This is a genomic window from Noviherbaspirillum sp. (assembly GCF_035627455.1).
Taxonomy (GTDB): Bacteria; Pseudomonadota; Gammaproteobacteria; order Burkholderiales; family Burkholderiaceae_D; genus Noviherbaspirillum.
On the sequence record NZ_DASPLS010000016.1, the window covers coordinates 85,085 to 104,658 of the forward strand.

20 protein-coding genes are annotated in these 19,574 nt (G+C 61.5%); 7 read left to right on the top strand and 13 right to left on the bottom strand.

All coding sequences use genetic code 11. The annotated features are described in order from the left end of the window. Positions 1–26 precede the first annotated feature (26 nt). The 4 genes from VEC01_RS03050 to VEC01_RS03065 are packed head-to-tail and all read right to left on the bottom strand — an operon-like array spanning position 27 to position 2,950. Complete coding sequence (locus tag VEC01_RS03050) at positions 27–569, bottom strand: pilus assembly protein PilP (RefSeq protein WP_324898618.1); 543 nt, start codon at positions 567–569, stop codon at positions 27–29. Continuing rightward, positions 566–1,225: a type 4a pilus biogenesis protein PilO gene (locus VEC01_RS03055; RefSeq protein ID WP_324898620.1), complete on the bottom strand. Its 660-nt coding sequence runs from the start codon at positions 1,223–1,225 to the stop codon at positions 566–568. Before VEC01_RS03055 ends, VEC01_RS03050 begins: the two co-directional genes overlap by 4 nt. Positions 1,226–1,238: 13 nt before the next feature. Further along, a complete protein-coding gene (locus VEC01_RS03060; protein WP_324898622.1) occupies positions 1,239–1,871 on the bottom strand; it encodes a PilN domain-containing protein in 633 nt (210 codons plus the stop codon). Next, positions 1,868–2,950 carry a pilus assembly protein PilM gene (locus tag VEC01_RS03065; RefSeq protein ID WP_324898624.1) on the bottom strand — a complete coding sequence of 361 codons (1,083 nt, stop codon included), beginning with the start codon at positions 2,948–2,950 and terminating at the stop codon, positions 1,868–1,870. Before VEC01_RS03065 ends, VEC01_RS03060 begins: the two co-directional genes overlap by 4 nt. Positions 2,951–3,263: 313 nt before the next feature. Here VEC01_RS03065 and VEC01_RS03070 point away from each other — a divergent pair, with 313 nt between their 5' ends. Then, positions 3,264–5,612, top strand: a complete 2,349-nt coding sequence (locus VEC01_RS03070; RefSeq protein ID WP_324898626.1) for a penicillin-binding protein 1A — start codon at positions 3,264–3,266, stop codon at positions 5,610–5,612. 52 nt (positions 5,613–5,664) lie between these two features. Here VEC01_RS03070 and cyaY read toward each other — a convergent pair whose 3' ends face one another. Beyond that, on the bottom strand, positions 5,665–6,000 hold the full coding sequence (cyaY, locus tag VEC01_RS03075) for an iron donor protein CyaY (protein ID WP_324898628.1): 336 nt from the start codon (positions 5,998–6,000) through the stop codon (positions 5,665–5,667). Between the two features lie 40 nt (positions 6,001–6,040). On the opposite strand from cyaY, the gene lptM reads away from it, so the two are divergent. Together lptM and lysA are read left to right on the top strand one after the other, a co-directional pair. Further along, positions 6,041–6,214, top strand: a complete 174-nt coding sequence (gene lptM, locus VEC01_RS03080) for an LPS translocon maturation chaperone LptM (protein WP_324898630.1) — start codon at positions 6,041–6,043, stop codon at positions 6,212–6,214. Positions 6,215–6,226: 12 nt separating this feature from the next. Further along, positions 6,227–7,510, top strand: a complete 1,284-nt coding sequence (gene lysA / locus VEC01_RS03085) for a diaminopimelate decarboxylase (protein WP_324898632.1) — start codon at positions 6,227–6,229, stop codon at positions 7,508–7,510. Positions 7,511–7,561: 51 nt separating this feature from the next. On the opposite strand, the gene VEC01_RS03090 is transcribed toward lysA, so the two are convergent. From VEC01_RS03090 to VEC01_RS03125, 8 genes are all read right to left on the bottom strand, one after another. After that, positions 7,562–8,197, bottom strand: coding sequence for a protein-methionine-sulfoxide reductase heme-binding subunit MsrQ (locus VEC01_RS03090; protein WP_324898634.1), 636 nt, complete (start codon positions 8,195–8,197; stop codon positions 7,562–7,564). A 2-nt stretch (positions 8,198–8,199) separates the two neighbouring features. Then, complete coding sequence (gene msrP, locus VEC01_RS03095) at positions 8,200–9,174, bottom strand: protein-methionine-sulfoxide reductase catalytic subunit MsrP (protein WP_324898636.1); 975 nt, start codon at positions 9,172–9,174, stop codon at positions 8,200–8,202. Between the two features lie 67 nt (positions 9,175–9,241). After that, the gene (locus VEC01_RS03100; protein ID WP_324898638.1) at positions 9,242–9,991 is read right to left on the bottom strand and encodes an anti-sigma factor; all 750 of its coding nucleotides are present in this window, start codon (positions 9,989–9,991) and stop codon (positions 9,242–9,244) included. A 1-nt stretch (position 9,992) separates the two neighbouring features. Next, on the bottom strand, positions 9,993–10,514 hold the full coding sequence (locus VEC01_RS03105) for an RNA polymerase sigma factor (protein ID WP_324898640.1): 522 nt from the start codon (positions 10,512–10,514) through the stop codon (positions 9,993–9,995). A 20-nt stretch (positions 10,515–10,534) separates the two neighbouring features. Continuing rightward, the gene (locus VEC01_RS03110) at positions 10,535–10,918 is read right to left on the bottom strand and encodes a hypothetical protein (RefSeq protein ID WP_324898642.1); all 384 of its coding nucleotides are present in this window, start codon (positions 10,916–10,918) and stop codon (positions 10,535–10,537) included. A 98-nt stretch (positions 10,919–11,016) separates the two neighbouring features. Then, positions 11,017–12,168: a c-type cytochrome biogenesis protein CcsB gene (gene ccsB / locus VEC01_RS03115; RefSeq protein WP_324898644.1), complete on the bottom strand. Its 1,152-nt coding sequence runs from the start codon at positions 12,166–12,168 to the stop codon at positions 11,017–11,019. A 22-nt stretch (positions 12,169–12,190) separates the two neighbouring features. Beyond that, entirely contained in the window at positions 12,191–14,299 is a 2,109-nt protein-coding gene (locus tag VEC01_RS03120) for a cytochrome c biogenesis protein ResB (RefSeq protein WP_324898646.1), read from the bottom strand. Positions 14,300–14,371: 72 nt separating this feature from the next. Further along, on the bottom strand, positions 14,372–15,031 hold the full coding sequence (locus VEC01_RS03125) for a c-type cytochrome (RefSeq protein ID WP_324898648.1): 660 nt from the start codon (positions 15,029–15,031) through the stop codon (positions 14,372–14,374). 159 nt (positions 15,032–15,190) lie between these two features. Between VEC01_RS03125 and yihA the strand changes: the two genes are divergently transcribed. From yihA to VEC01_RS03145, 4 genes are all read left to right on the top strand, one after another. After that, positions 15,191–15,883, top strand: coding sequence for a ribosome biogenesis GTP-binding protein YihA/YsxC (yihA, locus tag VEC01_RS03130; protein ID WP_324898715.1), 693 nt, complete (start codon positions 15,191–15,193; stop codon positions 15,881–15,883). A gap of 211 nt (positions 15,884–16,094) precedes the next feature. After that, entirely contained in the window at positions 16,095–17,108 is a 1,014-nt protein-coding gene (gene hemB / locus VEC01_RS03135) for a porphobilinogen synthase (protein ID WP_324898650.1), read from the top strand. Between the two features lie 132 nt (positions 17,109–17,240). Further along, on the top strand, positions 17,241–18,497 hold the full coding sequence (locus tag VEC01_RS03140; RefSeq protein ID WP_324898652.1) for a sterol desaturase family protein: 1,257 nt from the start codon (positions 17,241–17,243) through the stop codon (positions 18,495–18,497). After that, positions 18,475–19,572, top strand: coding sequence for a magnesium transporter CorA family protein (locus VEC01_RS03145; RefSeq protein ID WP_324898654.1), 1,098 nt, complete (start codon positions 18,475–18,477; stop codon positions 19,570–19,572). Before VEC01_RS03140 ends, VEC01_RS03145 begins: the two co-directional genes overlap by 23 nt. The last annotated feature ends 2 nt before the right edge of the window (positions 19,573–19,574 follow it).

The window sequence follows — 19,574 nt, forward strand, 5'->3', positions numbered from 1 at the left end:
GCTTCTAAGGGTAGTGTTTGCTGCCATCATTGTTTATTCTCCTGCAACTCTAGCTTGGCTTTACGTTCGGTCCATTCGCCAGCGGCGTCACGCACGATCTCCGTGAGCTCCACTTCGGTGTCGGTAATCCTGGTGATCATGCCGAAGTTCTGGCCCACATAGTTCCCCACCTTGGCCTGGAATACCGCCTTATCCACCTGCAACAGCGCATAGCTCAACCCGGGTTTTTCCAGTGTGCCGACCATCTTGATGCTGTCGAGCGGATAGCTCTCCAGCGGCTCCTTGCGGCGCTCCAGGTCGGGCTTGATTCCGTTGCCCGAATTGGCCTGCATCTTCGCAAGCGCTGCCGACAGCTTGGCCGGGTTGTACGGATCGAGCTCTTCCTTGCCGCTGTACGTGAACGGCACGAACTTCTTCGGCTCCGCAAGCTTCTGAATCGACACCGGCGTCTGCCGCTGCACGTCGTCCATCCACTGCTTGATCTCTTGCACGCCGCCGTCGCCGCAGCCGGCGAGCATCAGCAGGCCGGCCAGCGATGCTGCTCTCGTCAAGGTGCGAATATCGATCATTTTTTCGCTCCCTTCGCCTTGTCCGCAGCCGCCTTGCGCTGCGCAGCCACCTCGTCCTTGTCGAGGTAGCGGAAGGTCTTGGCAATCGCCTCCAGGGTCAGGACGCCGTCCTTGCCGGCAACCAGGTTCATGTTGTTGAGGGTGACGATACGCGGCAGGTTGGCCACATCACTCGTAAACGCGCCGATGTCGTGATAATTGCCAGTCACCTTGATGTCGATCGGCAGTTCGGCATAATAGTCCTTGACCACGACTTGCCCCGGCTTGAACAATTCGAACTGCAACCCGCGGCCCAGGCCGGCCTGATTGATGTCGGATAGCAGCGCATCCATTTCGGCCTTGCTCGGCAACTGCTTCTCCAGGCTGGACACATACTCGTTGACCTGTTCCTTCTGCTTGCGCAGGCCGTTCAGGTTGATGGCTTGCTGCACTTTCATCCGGTACGAGTCCTTGAGCTGCAGTTCCTCCTGCTCACCGCGCTCCAGCTCTTCCTGCTGGCCGCTCAGGTAGAGGAACCAGCCGAGCGCAACGACACCCAGCAAGGTGCCAAGCGCGCACATCATTCGTGGAATCACAGGCCACTGTCCCGGATCCCGGCCATTCAGGTTGCGGAACTGGCCGGCGACGAGATCCCCGATTTTCTTTAGGTCTGCCATAGTGCGTTTCCTGTCAGGGCTTCTTCACTGCGGCCGGTGCCGCGACCGCGCCGGTGGCGCCGGCGACCGCCGCCCCCGCTTCCTTTTCGCGCGGACGCTTGATACCGACGTTGACCGTGAAGTCAAACACCTTCTTCGCATCCTTGCCCTGCCCGATAGCCGCCAAACGGATTTCAATCAGGTCCGGACGCTCCAGCCACGGCGAGTTGTTGCCAAGGTTGCGCAGCAGCTCGGACACACGCGCGTTCGATTGCGCGTATCCGCTGATCGCCACGCGCTGGCTGTCCTGCTTGAATGCCCGCAGGTAGATCCCCTCCGGCACCTGCTTGACGAGTTCATCCATCAGGTACACCGGCTGGTTGCGGTCGCTCTGCAAATCTTCCACCGCTTGCTGGCGCGCCTTGAGCGCATCGATTTCCTGCTTGAGCGTGGCGATTTCCTTGATCTGGCCGTCCAGCCTCGCATTCTCCGTCCTGATGAAGTTGTTGCGTGCCTCCTGGTTGGAGATCTTGGCGCCGACAAAGGCCGCGTAAGCAACGACCATAGCAAGACCTGTGACGGCGGCAAGCGCCAGAAGGCGCACGAAGGCCGCCTTGCGCTGCTTGCGTTTTTCCTCGCGATGAGGAAGCAGGTTAATCCGGATCATTCCTCAAACCTCCGCATCGCCAGCCCGCAGGCCACGAGATAGGACGGCGCCTCCGCGCGCAACTGCTTTTCGCGTATGCCCGACGCGAGCTGCATTCCCTTGAAAGGGCTGACGACGGATGTCGAGATCTTCGCGCGCTCGGCCACGATTTCCACCAGCCCCGGCGTGACGGCGCAGCCGCCCGCAAGGAAGATCTGGTCGATGTGGGTGTACGGAGTCGACGTGAAGAAAAACTGGATGGCGCGCGTGACTTCGAGCGCCACGTTCTCTAGAAAGGGCTCCACCATGTCCCGCTCGTAGCCTTCCGGCAGGTCGCCGGACCGTTTCTTGGCTTCCGCATCCTCGAACGAGAGGCCATAGGCGCGCACGATGTCCTGGGTAAGCTGGTTGCCGCCGAACGGCTGCTCGCGCTCGTAAATGGTTTGCCCGTCCTGCAGCACCGAAACGTGGGTGACCTGGGCGCCGATCTGGAACAGGGCGACGATCTGCCCCTGCCCGCCCTTGGGCAGTTGGGCAGTGATGCGGTCGATCGCGGCGCGTGCGGCGTAGGATTCGATATCCATGACCAGGGGTTTCAGCCCGGCCGCTTCCGCGACCGCCACCCTGTCCTCGACCTTTTCCTTGCGTGTCGCCGCGATCAGCACCTCGACATCGTCGGGCGAGTTCTGTGCCGGGCCGATCACGCAAAAATCGAGACTGACCTCGTCCAGCGCGAACGGAATGTACTGGTTCGCCTCGCTCTCGACCTGGACCTCGAGCTGGTCTTCGGACAGACCGGCGGGCAGGATGATTTTCTTGGTGATGACCGATGCCGGCGGCATGCCGAGCGCGACATGCTTGGCGCGCGTGCCGCTTTTTTTCCATACGCGGCGCACCGCTTCCGACACCTGCTCGATATTTTCGATGTTGCCGTCCACGACCGAGCCGCGCGGCAGCGGCTCGCTGGCAAAGCGTTCCAGCCGGTATTCGTTCTTGCCTGCTTCAGACAATTCGACGAGCTTGACACCCGAGGTGCTGATATCCAGGCCGATCAACGGTGGATTCTTCTTGCCGAGTAACGATCCGAGATCAATGGCCAAGGGTTGTTCTCCCCGAAAATGTGGCGTATTGCGTGAACGCACCACTTATTTAGGTGTCGAAGCAAGCGGATAATGAAGCTTTCGACAAAAAATTCGTTTAAAAACCAGTATTTAGGTGATGTATATCCGACGTTACATTAAATCCTAGCAATAAGCTTCGACCAGTGTAAAGCGATTTCCTAGCGGTAATTTGTAACTGCGTTGCCAAAAGCCCACGCTGCCGGAAGGTAATTATTGATATTTTACTAATATCAGATAATGTTGCCCACCGTTATAATTCACCGGTTCACTTTTCTCCTTCCGAATCCTCTGCATGACCCCCTCCAAACCCGCCGGCGCCACCTTGAAGGAAACGCCGAAACACCGCCTTCCCCTGCCCGTGCGCCTTCTCCTCGGGGCTGTGGGCGGACTCGCCGGTCTCGCGCTCGCCGGCGTGCTGATCGTCTGCTTTGCGCTGGCAATGGCCTATCCGAACCTGCCGCCACTCGACTCGCTGACAGACTATCGGCCCAAGATCCCGTTGCGCATCTATTCCGCGGATAACGTGCTGATCGGCGAATTCGGCGAGGAGCGCCGCAACCTGGTGCGCATCAAGGACGTGCCGGACATCATGAAGAAGGCGGTGCTGGCGATCGAGGACGACCGCTTCTATGACCATAGCGGGGTGGACTATGTCGGCATCCTGCGTGCCGGCCTGCACAACCTGACGAGCAGCTCGAAACAGGGTGCATCCACCATCACTCAGCAGGTCGCTCGCAACTTCTTCCTGTCCAGCGAGCAGACGCTCAAACGCAAGATCTACGAAATCCTGCTGGCATGGAAGATCGAGCAGAACCTGTCCAAGGACCAGATCCTCGAGGTCTACATGAACCAGATCTACCTCGGGCAGCGCGCGTACGGCTTTTCGTCGGCCGCGCAGATCTACTTCGGCAAGAAACTCTCGGACATCACCATCGCCGAAGCAGCGATGCTGGCCGGCCTGCCGAAAGCGCCGTCGGCCTACAATCCGGTCGCCAACCCAAAGCGCGCCCGCGCGCGCCAGCAGTACATCCTGCAGCGCATGTTCCAGCTCGGATACATCACGCAAGCCGACTATGAGACCGCCAGGGACCAGGTACTGAAGATCAAGACCAACAGCAGCGAGTTCGGCGTGCATGCGGAGTACGTGGCTGAAATGACGCGCCAGCTGGTGTACGAACAGTTCAAGGACGAGGCGTACACGCGCGGCCTGAACGTCTACACGACGATCACCAAGGCGGACCAGGACGCCGCCTATCTCGCGCTGCGGCGCGGCGTGATGGACTACGAAAAGCGCCACGGCTACCGCGGCCCGGAAGGCTACATGGAGATTCCGGCCGCGAAGGAAGAGGCCGAAAACGCGATCGAAGTCGAACTTGCCGAACATCCGGACAGTGACGACATCGTCGCTGCCGTCGTGCTCGAGGCGTCACCGAAGGCCGTCAAGGCCATGCTGTCCTCGGGCGAGGAAATCACGATCAGCGGCCCCGGCCTGGCCTTCGCCACCAACCTGCTCAGCGACAAGGCTCCGCCGAACCGCAAGGTGCGCCGCGGGGCGATCATCCGCGTCACGCAGGAAAACCAGGTGTGGAGCATCACCCAGATGCCGGAAGTGGAGTCGGCCTTCGTCGCCGCCAACACCGAGGACGGCGCGATCCGCGCACTGGTCGGCGGCTTCGATTTCAACCGCAACAAGTTCAACCATGTGACGCAGGCATGGCGCCAGCCGGGTTCATCGTTCAAGCCCTTCATCTATTCGGCATCGCTGGAAAAAGGCATGTCACCGGCGACCATCATCGCCGATTCGCCGCTCAGCTTCGATGCCGGCCAGACCGGCGGCCAGGCCTGGGAGCCTAAGAACTACGACGGCAAGTACGAAGGGCCGATGCCGATGCGCAAGGGCCTGGCGAAGTCGAAGAACATGGTGTCGATCCGCATCCTGCATCGCATCGGCGCGAAGTACGGCCAGGAATACGCGACCCGGTTCGGCTTCGAGGCAGAGAAGAATCCGCCCTACCTGACGCTGGCTCTCGGCGCCGGCGCGGTGACCCCGCTGCAGATGGCGGGCGCCTACTCGGTTTTTGCCAACGGCGGCTACAAGGTAAGCCCCTACATCATTACCAAGGTCACCGACAACACCGGCCGCGTCCTGTCCAAGGCGGAACCGGACAAGGCGGGTGATGAAAGCGTGCGGGTGATCGACGAGCGCAACGCCTTCCTGATGGACAGCATGCTCAAGGACGTGGTCAAGCACGGCACCGCGACGCGCGCGCTGTCGCTCAAGCGCCCGGACATCGCCGGCAAGACCGGCACCACCAATGACTCGATCGATGCCTGGTTCGCCGGCTACCATCCGAAGATCGTCGGCATCGCATGGATCGGCTTCGACCAGCCCAAGAACCTCGGCAACAAGGAAACCGGCGGCGGCCTCGCACTGCCGATCTGGATCAGTTACATGCAGAAAGCCCTGAAGGACGTGCCGGTGGAAGAGCGGCCGGTGCCGGAAGGGATCATCCATGCCAACGGCGACTATTACTATGCGGAGAATCCGCCAGGCACCGGCATCCGCAGCCTCGGGCTGAGCGAGCGTCCGGGAACCGAGGAGGAAAAAACCAAGGACGACGTGAAGAACGAGCTGTTCTGATGCGAGAGTCGCAAAAAAAACCGGAATCCGGGTTAGCCCGGTTCCGGTTTTTTTATTCGGCAGCCAGTTCGATGGCCACCCCGCCCTGGTCCGCGATCATTTTCGACAGGGCGTCGAACAGTTCGGAGCCGTCACGCGTGTTGCGCCAGCGCCCGTCCTCGCGCTTGTAATGAAAACCGCCGGAGCGCGCCGCCACCCACATTTCCTGCATCGGCGCCTGGCTGTTGACGATGATCTTCGAGCCATTGTCGACGAACTCGATTTCCAGCACGTTGCCGCTACGGCTGCATTCCACGTCCAGGTCGCTGTCGTCCGCCGCCCGCTCCAGCGCCGACTCGATCGTCGCCAGCGTTTCCTCCGCCAGGGCCAGGAATTCCGATTCAGTCATGCTACACTCCACTTCAGTTCCCAAAACCGTGATTCTAATCGTGAAGTCAGTTCTTGACCTGTCGCGCATTGCCGTCCTGTCCACGCTGGCGATGCTGGCCGGTTGCGGGCAGAAAGGCCCGCTCTACATGCCGGCGGCCAAACCGGCCGTGGCAACACCGGTACCGCAAACGCCGCCGGTAACACCCGATACCACCGCGCCCAATAACAACTAGCTGTTCCACACCATGTCGCACTTTTCCTACAAGAACGGCGTGCTGCACGCCGAGAATGTCGCGCTTGCGGACATCGCCAAACAGTTCGGCAGTCCGACCTACGTCTATTCCAAGGCCGCGCTGGTCGAGAACTTTTCCGCGTACGCAAATGCCTGCCGTGAAAACCGGCGCGATGACGGCGGTGCGCTGGTCTGCTATTCGGTCAAGTCCAATTCCAACCTCGCGGTGCTGAACCTGCTCGCGCGTCTTGGTTCCGGCTTCGACATCGTGTCCGGCGGCGAACTGCTGCGCGTGATCGCCGCCGGCGGCGACCCGCGCAAGGTCATCTTTTCCGGCGTGGGCAAGACGCATGAGGAAATGCGCCTGGCGCTGGAGCACGATATTCTCTGCTTCAACGTGGAATCAACCGCCGAGCTGCAGCGCCTCAACGACGTCGCCGGCGCGATGGGCAAACAGGCACCGGTGTCGCTGCGGGTGAATCCGAACGTCGATGCGAAGACCCATCCCTACATTTCCACCGGCCTGAAGGAAAACAAGTTCGGCATCGCCTACGAGGAGGCACTGACTGTCTACCGCACAGCGGCGACACTGCCGCACCTCCGCGTGGCCGGCATTGACTGCCATATCGGCTCGCAGCTGCTCGACGACGCCCCCCTGCTGGAAGCGCTGGACCGCCTGATCGAACTCGCCGACGGGCTGGAGAAGGAAGGCATCCGGCTGCATCATCTCGATATCGGCGGCGGCATCGGCATTACCTATGACAAGGACAAGCCGGTGGCCATCGGCGACTATCTTGGCCGCCTGTTTGCCAGGATCGACCAGTGGCGCCTGCAGCAGTACAAGGGCGCGCCGATCCAGGTCATGTTCGAACCCGGCCGCTCCATCGTCGGCAATGCCGGCGTGCTGCTGACCGAGGTGGAATACCTGAAGCATGGCGCAGTAAAGAATTTCGCGATCGTCAACGCCGCGATGAACGACCTGATGCGGCCGGCGATGTACGAAGCCTGGCACGGCGTGCAGCCGGTGCTGCAGCGCGTATCGGCGGCCAAGACCTACGACATCGTCGGCCCGGTCTGCGAATCCGGGGACTGGCTGGCGCGCGAGCGCTCGCTGGCGCTCGAACAGGGCGACCTGCTGGCGATCATGTCGGCCGGCGCCTACGGGATGACCATGTCGTCCAATTACAATACCCGCGGTCGGGCAGCCGAAGTGATGGTGGACGGCGACCAGGTGCACCTGATCCGTCGGCGTGAAGCGCCGAGCGAGCTGTTTGCGCTCGAAAACCTGCTGCCCTGAGCAGGGTCCGCACGTACGCCATATGTAACGGTGCCGCGCAGAGGCGCCCGCTTATGTCGGCGTCGGTTCCGTCCGGCGCCGCTGCAGCCTCGGCTGCAGCACGTTCCAGTACAGGCGCAGCGCCAGCAGCATCGCGACGATGCATCCAAACAGGATGGGCTCCGCAAAATCATTCTTGCCTGCCTTCATCCACCAGAAATGCAGGATGCCGAGCGCCGCGATCAGATACACGATCCGGTGCAGCGCCTGCCAGCGTTTCCCGCCCAGCCGCCGTATCACGGCATTCGTACTCGTGAGCGCCAGCGGCACCAGCAGCAGGAAGGCGGTGAACCCGACGGTGATGAACGGCCGCTTCACCACGTCCTTCAGCATTTCCTCGATATCGAAAAAATGGTCGAACCAGAGGAAGGTGGTGAAATGCAGCGACGCATAGAAGAACGCGAACAGGCCGAGCATGCGCCGCAGCCGGACCAGCCAGTTCCAGCCGGTCACCCGTCGCAACGGCGTGACGGTAAGCGTCAGGCACAGGAAATACAGCGTCCAGTCGCCGGTATTGCGGGTGATGAATTCGATCGGATTGGCGCCAAGACGGTCGCTGAAGGCAAACAGCACCAGCCGCGCGAACGGCAATAGCGACAGCACGAACAGCGCGGCCTTGACCAGCGCGATTTGTCGTTGCGCAAGCATGATCAGAAAAACTTCTTCAAGTCCATGCCGCCGTACAGAGACGCGACGTCGCTGTAGCCGTTGAACATCATCGTCTTGCGCTTGCGGGTAAAGAAACTGTCCTCGCCGATCCGGCGCTCGGTTGCCTGCGACCAGCGCGGATGGTCGACCTCCGGGTTGACGTTCGAATAGAAACCGTATTCCTGCGGCGCGGAAATGTTCCAGGCCGTCCTCGGCTGCTCCTTCACGAAGCGAATCTTGACGATTGACTTGGCCGACTTGAACCCATATTTCCATGGCACCACGATACGAACCGGCGCGCCGTTCTGGTTGGGCAGCACCTCGCCGTACATCCCCAATGTCAGCAGCGTCAGAGGATGGTTTGCCTCGTCGATGCGCAATCCTTCGACGTAGGGCCATTCCAGCACCGGGCTGCGCAGCCCGGGCATTTGCTTCTTGTCCGCAAGCGAAACGAATTCCACAAATTTCGCATTGCCGGTCGGTTCCACCTTCCTGATCAGCTCTGCCAGCGAATAGCCGATCCACGGAATCACCATCGACCAGCCTTCGACACAGCGCAGGCGGTAGATGCGCTCTTCCAGCGGCGCCAGCTTCAGCAGCGCGTCCAGATCCAGCGTCATCGGTTTCTTCACTTCGCCCTCGATCGCGACTGTCCACGGGCGCGGCTGCAGCGTGCCCGCATAGCGTGCGGGGTCGGTCTTTTCGGTGCCAAACTCGTAGAAATTGTTATACGTGGTCGCATCCTTGACCGACGTCGGCTTGTCCATCACGATGAAGGCCGGGTTCGGCTTTGCCGGCAGCTTCTGGCCATTCTGTGCAAACGCTTCGCGCACCAGCATTTCCGGCGCCGCTGCCGCGGCGATGGAGCCGAGCGCGACCTGCCTGATGAAGCTGCGGCGCGATTCGAAGACTGCTCGCGGCGTGATTTCGGATGGAAACGGCAGGTCAATGCCGTTGGGATTGCGCTTTATTAACATGAGGTCTCCGCTTGTCGCTGACAACTGCAGCTTGGTCCAGGTCGGACCGGAAAACCTTACAACAATTTCAGCGCACTCGCAGTTGCGCATCCACCGCTTCGGCGATCACCAGCATGCGGTTCTTGCCGATATTGCCGGACAACGCGTAGCCATAATCCCGGTCTATCCAGTAAAAGACGCTGTTGCCGTTCTGTTCCAGAACGCGAAAGCCGGCGGTGCCCGCCGCGACAACACGCCGCACAAGCAGGGTCAGGCGCTCGCCCTCCGCAGACTCGTACATGAACTGCGCGAGCGGCCCGTCGTCGCCGGGCAGCAGGCGGCCACCGAGCAGCGAAAAGCCGTGCGCATGCAAGGCCGGCGCACGCACCGGCGCGTCCAGCCGCTTGGAAAGCCAGGCGACGAGGTGCGCCTCCTGCTCCGCCGGCACCTCGACCGGATGCCGTTTTTCGCCGACATACAAGAGGTGGGCGCTCAGCGCCCGTTCGGCGAACGCGGCCGGCCTGGCCGCCGGCTGCATCCATCCGCGCGCGCTCCAGCCGGCGCCAAGGCCGATCGCCAGCGCCGCGATGCTCGCCGCCCAGGCGAGCGGGAAGGATTTGCGGCGGGATGACGCGCTCATCGCCAGCGGTACCGGCTCATTCAGAACCTTGTCATAGGCCTCGTGCAATTCCCGGTTCTGCGCCTGCAAGGCCTGCACCTGCGCTGCCGCGTCCGGCCGCACGGCAAGATAGGCCTCCACTTGCGCGCGCCGCACGGCGTCGAGCTGGTTGTCCACGTAGGCGTGCAGGTCGTACTCGCCGATCGGTTCCATCTTCATGTCACTTGATCCGGGAAAGTCGGGCCGCGCTCGTCCCGCCGTCCCCCGCTCCCGCCACCGGCTCGCCGGACAGCAACTGGCGCAGCTGGGCGCGCGCCCGCGACAGGCGCGACATGACCGTGCCGGGCGGCACGCCGAGCACCGCCGCCGCCTCGTTGTAACTCAGCTGTTCCAGTCCGATCAGCACCACCACCGCCCGCTGCTCGGCCGGCAGCCGGGCCAGCGCGCGCTGCATGTCGATCCGGACCGCAGGATCGTCCTGCCCCGCCGGTTCCGGCGCGTCCATGTCAATCGGCACCAGGGCGCCGCGGCGGGCGGCATCGTCCAGGAACAGCCGGTACAAGATAGTGAACAGCCAGGCTGCCAGGCTGCGGTCGAAGCGGTACAGCCAGCGCCGCCGCAACGCGCGCTCCAGCGTATCCTGCACCAGGTCGTCCGCCCAGGCCGCGTCATGCGTCAGTGCGCGCGCATACCGCCGCAAGCGCGGGATATGCTGCGCGATCCGGTCGACGAAATCGGCCACGGCGGGAGTGGGTCAGGTCCTCAGGGCTTGGCTGCGTGCCATACATTGTTCACCCCGTCGCCGGACTTGTCACCGGGTTTCTGGTCCTTCACCCACAGGTATAGAGGTTTTCCCTTGTACGCCCACTGCTTGCCGCCGTCGTCGCGGGTGACGATGCTGTAGTCGCCGGACGCCTTGTCGCCGTCCTTTGCCATGAGCGGCGGCCAGTTGGCCGCGCACTGGCCGTTGCAGGCGCTCTTGCCGCCGCCTGCAGGGTCCTTGTCGAAGGTGTAGAGAGTCATGCCGGCACTATTGGTCAGCACGCCGCCCTTGGCGGTGGCGGGCATTTGTGCGCCCGCGATGTGGGCGCAGCCGAACAGTCCGAGCGCCAGTAGCGGTGCGGCAAGCAAAGAATGCTGTTTCATGGAATCCTCGCTGGATTGGTTGATCGTCGCGTGCCGCGACTGCGGCACACAACGGTAAACAACCGTGCGCGAGGATTTATTCCCTATTCCCCGGAATTTTATAACTGCCCGTAGGAATGCAAGCCGGACAGAAACATGTTGACGCCAAGGAAGGCAAAGGTGGTGACCAGCAGTCCGACCAGCGCCCACCATGCGGCGACCACGCCACGCAAGCCTTTCATCAGGCGCATGTGCAGCCAGGCTGCATAATTGAGCCAGACAATCAGTGCCCAGGTTTCCTTCGGGTCCCAGGACCAGTAGCCGCCCCAGGCTTCCGCCGCCCATAATGCGCCGAGGATGGTTGCAATCGTGAAGAATGCGAAGCCGACGGCAATCGCCTTGTACATCACGTCATCCAGCAGCTCCAGCGGCGGCAGCCGGTCCGCCAGGATGCCCTTCACCTTCAGCAGGTAGGCTACTGCCACCATCGCCGCCAGCGCGAAGGTACCGTAACCGACGAAGTTTGCGGGGACATGGATCTTCATCCACCAGCTCTGCAACGCCGGCACCAGCGGCTGGATCTCGGCCGCCTCGCGGCTGATGGTGTACCAGAGCAGGAAGCCGACCGCGGCCGAAATCACCAGCAGCACGAATGGGCCAAGCTGACGCGTCTCGTACTGTTCCTCGTAGTACAGGTAGAACAGCGCGGTAATCAGGCTGAACAGGATGAAAACTTCATAGAGGTTCGAGATCGGGATATGCCCGACGTCCGGACCAACCAGATAGGATTCGTACCAGCGCACCAGCATGCCGGTAAAGCCGAGCACAACCGCCCCCCAGCACAGCTTGCTGCCAACTGCGCCGCCGAACTCCGAGCGCAGCGCCAGCCCGCCCCAATAGAACAGCGTGGCCAGGAAAAACAGGGTACTCATCCACAGGATCGCAGACTGGCTGGACAGCGCGTACTTGAGGAAGAACCGTGACTCCGCCGCCTGGAGCGAGCCGCCATAGAGCGAAATTGCCGACAGCGCCAGTACAGCCAGCACTGCCATCAGCCAGCGCACCTGCTTCCACTGCCAGCCAAGCCAGGCGAAGGTGGGCGCCGACAGCAGCAGGATGCCTTTTTCATACACATCCATGTATTCGCCGAAACGGTTGAGCGCGAACAGTGCGCCAGCGGCGAGCATGGCCGCAAAGACCCAGTCGAGGACCGTCAACCGCTTGAAGTAACCCGGCGGCGGCGTAAAGGTTTGTGTTTGCGTCAATTCCATTTTTTTCTCCGGAGCGCTGCGTTCATGCCGATTGCAAAAGCTGGGCTTTCAGCGCCGTGAATTCCTTTTCGAAGTCCAGCGTCCTGCGCTGGCTGCTGAGCGCCATGAGGGCGTGGCTGCGGCCGTCGCTGTCGCGCTTGACCCAGACCCACAAGCGGCGTTCACGGATGTAGAACATGGCGAATATGCCCAATACCAGCAGCAGGCAGCCGAGGTACACCACATTCTTGCCCGGCGAGCGCGTCACCTGCAACACCGAAGCTTTGACTTCCTCGAATTCCTTCAGTTGCAGGTAGACCGGTGCGCCGTAGAAAGAGGCGTCGGACAGCGCATTGATCGCAAGCTGCAGGAAGCGCTCGCGCTTTTCGTCCAGCGCCAGCGGCTGCAAGCCATCCTTTTCACGTGCCACCTGCAGCAGTTCCCAAAGACTCCCGTTCAGGATCTTCATGAACACTTCCGCCGCTTTCTGCTGCTCGGCGGCCGGGACCTGTTCCAGGAACTTCGACACCGCGACATAGCCGGCCTCGTTACCGTTGCCCGCAAAAACTTCCAGGCCTCGCAATGCGGATTTCTGCAACTGCTCGCGCAGCGTATCGCGGCTGCCGCGCCCTGGCATCGCCCGCTGCGCATAGCGCTCGGTGGCGCGAGCGCGCAGTTCCGGCGCAAACAGCGCCGCCCGCAGGCGCATCCACTCCTCCACCGTGTCCTTGTCATCGGCCGGAATACGCAGGTAGCGGAATGCATCGTTGGGGGTGTCGCGCATGCCGCTCAGGAAGACATAATCCCCGTCCAGCAGGATCGGCTGCATGTAATTGTGGTATTCGCGTGCCTGCCCTGTCTTGTCGCGCAGCTTGTACTGCACGCTCGGCCCGACGTTCTTCAGGTCCTTGTTGTTCGCATTCTTTGCGCCTGACCCGAGCTGCCTGTCGAGGCCGGCAGCGAATTTCTCATTGAAGCTCTTGTTCGCGTCGACGGCGCGCACATCCTGCCCGCTTTCCGCCGTGTTCTCGACGTTGAACGGGCGGAAGCCGGTCCATTCGACGGTGTAGTCCGCCTCCTTGCCTCCGCCCAGCGGCGTCGAACCGTTGACCTCGCCCGACAACTCGAACGTGCCCTGTCCGGGCCCGGCCATGGGATAGGCGGTCAGCTTGAGCTTGCTGCCGCCGTCGTCAAAGCTCGACTGGTAGACCGCCACGCCCTTGTAGATCAACGGCTCGTTGACCTTGATGGTGGCCTCGAAACGCTTGCCGGACTCGGTGTCGTGCACCACGACTTCGCTCGCGAACAGCTTGGGCATGCCGGTCGAGTAATGCTCGATGATGAACCTCTTAAGCTGGATTGAGAACGGCAGCTCCTGTATCAGCACGCCCGACTGCCGCGGAATCACGCCGGTGCTGCTGGTTGCGCCTTCGGGAATGAAGGCATTGGCGCGATAGCTCGGATTGCCGTTCCCGAGACGGTGCTGCGCAGGTATTTCCGCGATCAGGCCGCTTCCCGCGTACGGGGTCTTTCCATTGAACCATTGCTGGAAGCGGATCGGCAGATCGGAATCGAGCAAGCCGCCGACACAGATGATGACAATCGCGCTGTGCGCAAAGATGTAGCCCCACTTGTTCGCCGCGCCGCGCTTGGCCGCGATCAGTACACCGTCGTCTTTCGGCACGAGGCGCGCCTGGTAGCCGGCGCCGGCCACGCGCTGCGCCAGGTCGGTCGCAAGCACATCAACCGGCCGCGCGCTGCTCCACTCCGCCTTGTGATGGAAATTCCGCAGGGATTGTTCGCGTACGTTCTCGCGCCAGCTGCGCATGTCGCGCAGCATCTTGGGCGTATTGCGCACGATGCACAGCGTGGTGGACACCACCAGGAAGGCCATGATCAGCAGGAACCACCAGGCGGAGTACACCGCATACAGCCCGAGTTTGTCGAAGACCTCGAACCAGAACGGCCCGAACTGGTTGACGTAGTTCGGCATCGGCTCGTTCTGCTTCAGCACGGTGCCAATCACGGACGCGATCGCAATCAGCGTCAGCAGGCTGATGGCGAAACGCATCGACGAGATCAGTTCGACGGCTTCCGCCAGCCAGCGGCGTTTTGTCTTCAGTTGCAATCCGGAGGTGCTGATGCTGCTCATGGCTCTTTATTTCCCAATGAAAAAGGGGTGGCATTTGCCACCCCCTCCATCTTGCTCGTTCTACGGTTCGGCTTACTTCAGGCCGGCGATATAGTCTGCCACAGCCTGGATTTCGTCGTCAGACATGCGCTTGGCAATCGTCACCATCTGCGCGCTGTTATTGCGTGCGCTGGAGCGGAAACCGGTCAGCTGCGCGACCGTGTAGTCCTGGTGCTGACCTGCCAGACGCGCGAACTGTGCCGGGATGCCACCGCCGGTGGCGCCATGGCAACCAGCGCAAGCGGGCACATTCTTCTCCGCGATGCCGGCGCGGTAGATCTTCTTGCCGATTTCCACGGTATCCTTGTTCTTGGCTGCGCCCGGCTTGGCTTCCTGCTTGTCGAGGTAGGCGGAGACATTCTTGATGTCTTCTTCGGACATTCCCTTGGCGATGCTGGTCATGACCGGGTTGTTGCGGGCGCCCGACTTGAATTCGACGAGCTGCTTGACAACATAGGCCTCATGCTGGCCGCTAAGCTTCGGGTTTTGCGGAATGACGGAGTTGCCCCCGGCACCGTGGCAGCCGACGCATGCGATGACACCACGTGCCGGGTCGCCGGCGGTATACAGTTGCTCGCCCTTGGCCGGGTCGGCCTTCGCGGGCTTCTTCTCCTCAGCTGCGTAAGCAATCGAAGAAACTGCCAGCATCGCGACAAACAAGGACTTTACCAACGGAGAAAACGCACGGTTCATTCAAACACCCTGAAGACTTGATATTAAAATTCTGGCCAATGGCGAGATCAAAATTCGGTGCCGGCGCGCTTCTGCAGCGCAACAACACATAACCCCTTATTGTACAATAGCTTTCCGGCATTTCCCCCTTCTTCCGCCGCATTTTTCAGCCCGTCTCTTATGTCCCTACTTTGGCAAGCCCGCTTCTTCACCACGGTGAACCACCTTCGCGATTTGCCAGACACGCAAGTCCCCGAAATCGCCTTTGCCGGCCGCTCCAATGCCGGCAAGTCCACCGCACTTAATGTGCTGTGCAACCAGAAACGCCTGGCGTTTGCATCGAAAACGCCAGGCCGCACCCAGCACATCAACTATTTTTCGATAGGCGGGGCGCACGTTGGCCAGCACCGCAAGGACCCGACGAAGGTCGACGAGATCCGCGCCATGCTGGTCGACCTCCCCGGCTACGGCTACGCGGAAGTCCCCGGTGAAGCGAAAGTCCACTGGAACGAATTGCTCGGCACCTACATCCAACGACGCGAGCAGCTTGCCGGCCTGGTGCTGATCATGGACGCGCGTCGCCCGTTCACCGAACTCGACGTGCAGATGCTGGAGTGGTTTGCGCCGACAGGAAAGCCGGTGCATTGCCTTCTTACCAAGGCGGACAAGCTGAACCGCAACGAATCCACCAATGCCTTGCGCCAGGCGCGCACCGTACTGCAGAGCTACGTGGATGAGCAGGGCACGCCCTTCCCCTTTTCCGTACAGTTGTTCTCGGCGCTCAAACGCACCGGACTGGATGAGGCAGATGCGCGGATTCTTGAACTGCTGCGCTTGACCGATGCCGCTTCGGTTGACGACGATGGCGATTGACGAAAAGAAAATTACGGGCAAAAAAAACCCTGGAGAAAGGGGAAGATCTCCAGGGTAGTAACGCCATATCGCTAATGCCACGATAGGCCCCGCTCAGGGAGGAGAAGCGGGAGGTGAATGATCACCTATCGCTATGACGGGGAATCCCCGGAAAAGTTTCACGCACCAATACAAGTTTTTTTATTGCGTCTCATTCATCGATCGGACCGCCATGCCATATTCCCTTCCAGACAGCCAATACCCAGCAATCCGCATGCGCCGCATGCGAAAGGACGCGTTCTCGCGCGCCATGATGCGCGAAAACGTGGTCACACCCGCAGACCTCATCTATCCGGTATTCATTCTTGATGGAAAGAACCAGCGTGAGAAAGTGGCGTCGATGCCCGGTGTGGAGCGAATGTCGGTCGACCAGCTGCTGCCGGTCGCGGAAGACTGCGTCGCGCTGGGGATACCGGTGCTGGCGCTGTTCCCGGTGATCGATGCCTCCCTGAAAACCCCGGACGGCATCGAGGCGATCAATCCGCAGGGCCTGGTACCGCGGGCGGTGCGCGAACTGAAGGAGCGCTTCCCCGAACTCGGCATCCTCACCGACGTCGCGCTTGATCCGTACACCAGCCACGGCCAGGATGGCGTAATCAATGACCAGGGCTATGTGCTCAATGACGAGACCAGCGCCATCCTCACCCGCCAGGCGCTCGCCCAGGCCGAGGCCGGCGTCGACATCGTCGCGCCGTCCGACATGATGGACGGCCGTATCGGCGCCATCCGGCGCGCGCTGGAAGAAAACAAGTTCATCTATACCCGCATCATGGCGTACTCGGCGAAATACGCATCGGCCTTCTACGGCCCCTTCCGGGACGCGGTCGGCTCGGCGGCAAACCTCGGCAAGGGCAACAAGAGCACCTACCAGATGGACCCGGCCAACAGCGACGAAGCGCTGCGCGAAGTCGGCCTCGACCTGGCTGAAGGCGCCGACATGGTCATGGTCAAGCCCGGCATGCCCTACCTTGACATCGTGCGCCGGGTAAAGGATGAGTTCAAGGTGCCGACCTTCGCCTACCAGGTCAGCGGCGAATACGCGATGATCAAGGCCGCCGCGCAGAACGGCTGGCTCGATCACGACAAGACGATGATGGAAGCGATGCTGTCTTTCAAACGCGCCGGCGCCGACGGCGTGCTTACCTACTTCGCGCGCGATATCGCTCGCCTCCTGAAGCAGGGTTGAGGAGAATTGCGTGCCGGCATCCTTCCGGCACGCTTCTGCTTGGAAACCTGATCAAGCCCTCTAACTTTCCTGCCTTCCCGCGCCGCTCTCCGCGCTAACATTGTTGAAGCAAGAACAACAACGGAGACAGCGATGCAAGAGAAAGTCATCACGCTGGCCACGCCAGTGTTCTTCCTATTGATCTTCCTTGAACTGGCGGTAGGCGCCTGGCGCAGGCAGCACAACTACCATATCAACGACGCAATCACCAGCCTGAGCCTCGGTGTGCTCAGCCAGGTAACAGGCGTTTTCACACGGCTGCTTCGCATCGGCATTTATGCCTGGCTGGTCGAGCACGTCGCGCTGTTCAGGCTACCCGCCGACAGCCTGTGGGTCTGGATTACCGGCCTGCTCCTGTACGACTTCTGCTACTACTGGCTGCATCGCGCAGGCCATGAGGTCAATGTGCTATGGGCCGCCCACGTGGTGCATCACCAGAGCGAAGCCTACAACCTGTCCACCGCGCTGCGCCAGACCAGCAGCGGCGTACTGTTGGGATGGCTGTTCTACACGCCGATGGCGCTGCTCGGTTATCCGGTGGAAATCTTCGCCGCCGTCGGCCTGATCGACCTGTTGTACCAGTTCTGGGTGCACACGGAACAGGTCGGCAAGCTGGGCTGGTTCGACCGCGTCTTCGTGTCGCCGTCCAACCATCGCGTGCATCATGCGGTCAATGACATCTACCTCGACAAGAATTACGGCGGCATCCTCGTCCTGTGGGACCGGATGTTCGGCACCTTCATTGAAGAACGCGACGATACCCCGGTGGTTTATGGCACCCGCAGCCCGCTGCGGAGCTGGAATCCGCTGTGGGCGAACCTCGAGGTATACAAGGCGATATGGATGGATGCATGGCATGCGCGTCGCTGGCGGGACAAACTGAAAGTGTGGATATCCCGTCCCGGCTGGCGGCCCGCAGACGTCGCCGCGCGCTATCCGTCCACTCCCTTCGACATTCACCGCCCGCTTTACGATCCGGCGCTGACCCGCAGCGAACAGTCCTATTGCCTCGTGCAGTTCGCACTCGTCCTGCTGGCGACGACACATTTCCTGTCCGGCTACGGCCGCTTCGGCGCCGGTGATCTGGCGGCATACGCGGCATGGATCACGGCCAGCTTGTGGATCATCGGCGGATTGCTTGAGAGACGTTTGAGCTATGTTGTGGCAGAATCGCTTCGCCTGCTTGCATCGGCGGCCGGTGTGCTGTGGACGAGCGGCTGGTTCGGCCCGCTCGCATTGACGCAGACGATGCAGGCAGGGTTCGCGCTGGCAGCCTGCGCATCGCTGGCAGCGCTCTGGGTCATCTTCAAACCGTCGCCGACCGGACATGGATATTTTTCACGTCAGTAGCAACTGTGTCTCGCCCTGGAATCCGGTCGAGGCCGGCATGCCGTCAAGCGGCTTTCTGTGGCTGGATGCCACACATGATGAAGTGGCCGCCGACCACACTGCCTGGCGCGATGCGGTGGCGAAAGCGACCGGAGTCCAGATCTACGACCCGCACCTGACAGACGCGACCAACCTCAGCCATCCCTCGTATTTCGACTCCACCCAGGACTACGCGCTGGTGGTGTTCCGCAAGCTCGCACTTGACGCCAACGGAACGCCGGACGCGCCGTATCAACCGCGCAAGATCCCTCCGGCGCTGACCAAGCTGGCAACCAAGCCGGTTTCCTTCCTGCTGATGGACCGGGCGCTGGTGACGGTCCATGCGGCGAATAGCCGTACCATCGACGCCACCCGCGCCCGCCTGCTCGAATTCAAGAACAGGCGCGACGGCGGCGCACATGCATTCCGGCCGCCGGCGTCACCGGAAGAGCTGATGCTGCGGCTTCTCAACGCAATGGTCGACCAATACCTCGCACTGCGTCAGCCGCTGACCGCACAGATCGATCGCTGGCAGCGCGCGCTGCTCAGTCCGCGCCATCCTTTCAACGACTGGACAGCGCTGCTGGACGCGCGCATTGAATTGCGCAAGCTTGACCATCTGTGCGAGGGGCAGCGCGATGCGATGCAGGAGTTGCGTGACTACCTGGTTGACACCATCGACGAGTCGCGCAATGGCCGCACCAAGGACCTGATGCTGGTGCGCGTGAATGATGTGATGGAGCACATTACGCGCGTGCTGAATCACGCGCAGCGGCTGGAATCGACCATCGAATCGGCGGTGCAGATCCATTTTTCGGCCATGGCGCACCGGACGAGCGAAATCATGCGCACGCTGACCGTGATCACCGCACTGTTCATGCCGCTGACCCTGGTGACCGGCGTATTCGGCATGAACTTCGCCGAGATGCCGCTGCTGCAGGACAAGTCGGGGTTTTGGATCACGATGGGCATCATGGCCTTCATCGTGATCGCACTATTGGTCTTCTTCCGGCGCAAGCGCTATCTGGAGGATCATCCGCGCGACAACGAGCGGTAAGG

Bases quoted from the DNA above. Each gene is read 5' to 3' on its own strand.
- VEC01_RS03050 (WP_324898618.1), bottom strand. From the start codon at position 569: ATGATCGATATTCGCACCTTGACGAGAGCAGCATCGCTGGCCGGCCTG.
- VEC01_RS03055 (WP_324898620.1), bottom strand. From the start codon at position 1,225: ATGGCAGACCTAAAGAAAATCGGGGATCTCGTCGCCGGCCAGTTCCGC.
- VEC01_RS03060 (WP_324898622.1), bottom strand. From the start codon at position 1,871: ATGATCCGGATTAACCTGCTTCCTCATCGCGAGGAAAAACGCAAGCAG.
- VEC01_RS03070 (WP_324898626.1), top strand. From the start codon at position 3,264: ATGACCCCCTCCAAACCCGCCGGCGCCACCTTGAAGGAAACGCCGAAA.
- cyaY (WP_324898628.1), bottom strand. From the start codon at position 6,000: ATGACTGAATCGGAATTCCTGGCCCTGGCGGAGGAAACGCTGGCGACG.
- lysA (WP_324898632.1), top strand. From the start codon at position 6,227: ATGTCGCACTTTTCCTACAAGAACGGCGTGCTGCACGCCGAGAATGTC.
- VEC01_RS03090 (WP_324898634.1), bottom strand. From the start codon at position 8,197: ATGCTTGCGCAACGACAAATCGCGCTGGTCAAGGCCGCGCTGTTCGTG.
- msrP (WP_324898636.1), bottom strand. From the start codon at position 9,174: ATGTTAATAAAGCGCAATCCCAACGGCATTGACCTGCCGTTTCCATCC.
- VEC01_RS03100 (WP_324898638.1), bottom strand. From the start codon at position 9,991: ATGAAGATGGAACCGATCGGCGAGTACGACCTGCACGCCTACGTGGAC.
- VEC01_RS03110 (WP_324898642.1), bottom strand. From the start codon at position 10,918: ATGAAACAGCATTCTTTGCTTGCCGCACCGCTACTGGCGCTCGGACTG.
- ccsB (WP_324898644.1), bottom strand. From the start codon at position 12,168: ATGGAATTGACGCAAACACAAACCTTTACGCCGCCGCCGGGTTACTTC.
- VEC01_RS03120 (WP_324898646.1), bottom strand. From the start codon at position 14,299: ATGAGCAGCATCAGCACCTCCGGATTGCAACTGAAGACAAAACGCCGC.
- VEC01_RS03125 (WP_324898648.1), bottom strand. From the start codon at position 15,031: ATGAACCGTGCGTTTTCTCCGTTGGTAAAGTCCTTGTTTGTCGCGATG.
- yihA (WP_324898715.1), top strand. From the start codon at position 15,191: ATGTCCCTACTTTGGCAAGCCCGCTTCTTCACCACGGTGAACCACCTT.
- hemB (WP_324898650.1), top strand. From the start codon at position 16,095: ATGCCATATTCCCTTCCAGACAGCCAATACCCAGCAATCCGCATGCGC.
- VEC01_RS03140 (WP_324898652.1), top strand. From the start codon at position 17,241: ATGCAAGAGAAAGTCATCACGCTGGCCACGCCAGTGTTCTTCCTATTG.
- VEC01_RS03145 (WP_324898654.1), top strand. From the start codon at position 18,475: ATGGATATTTTTCACGTCAGTAGCAACTGTGTCTCGCCCTGGAATCCG.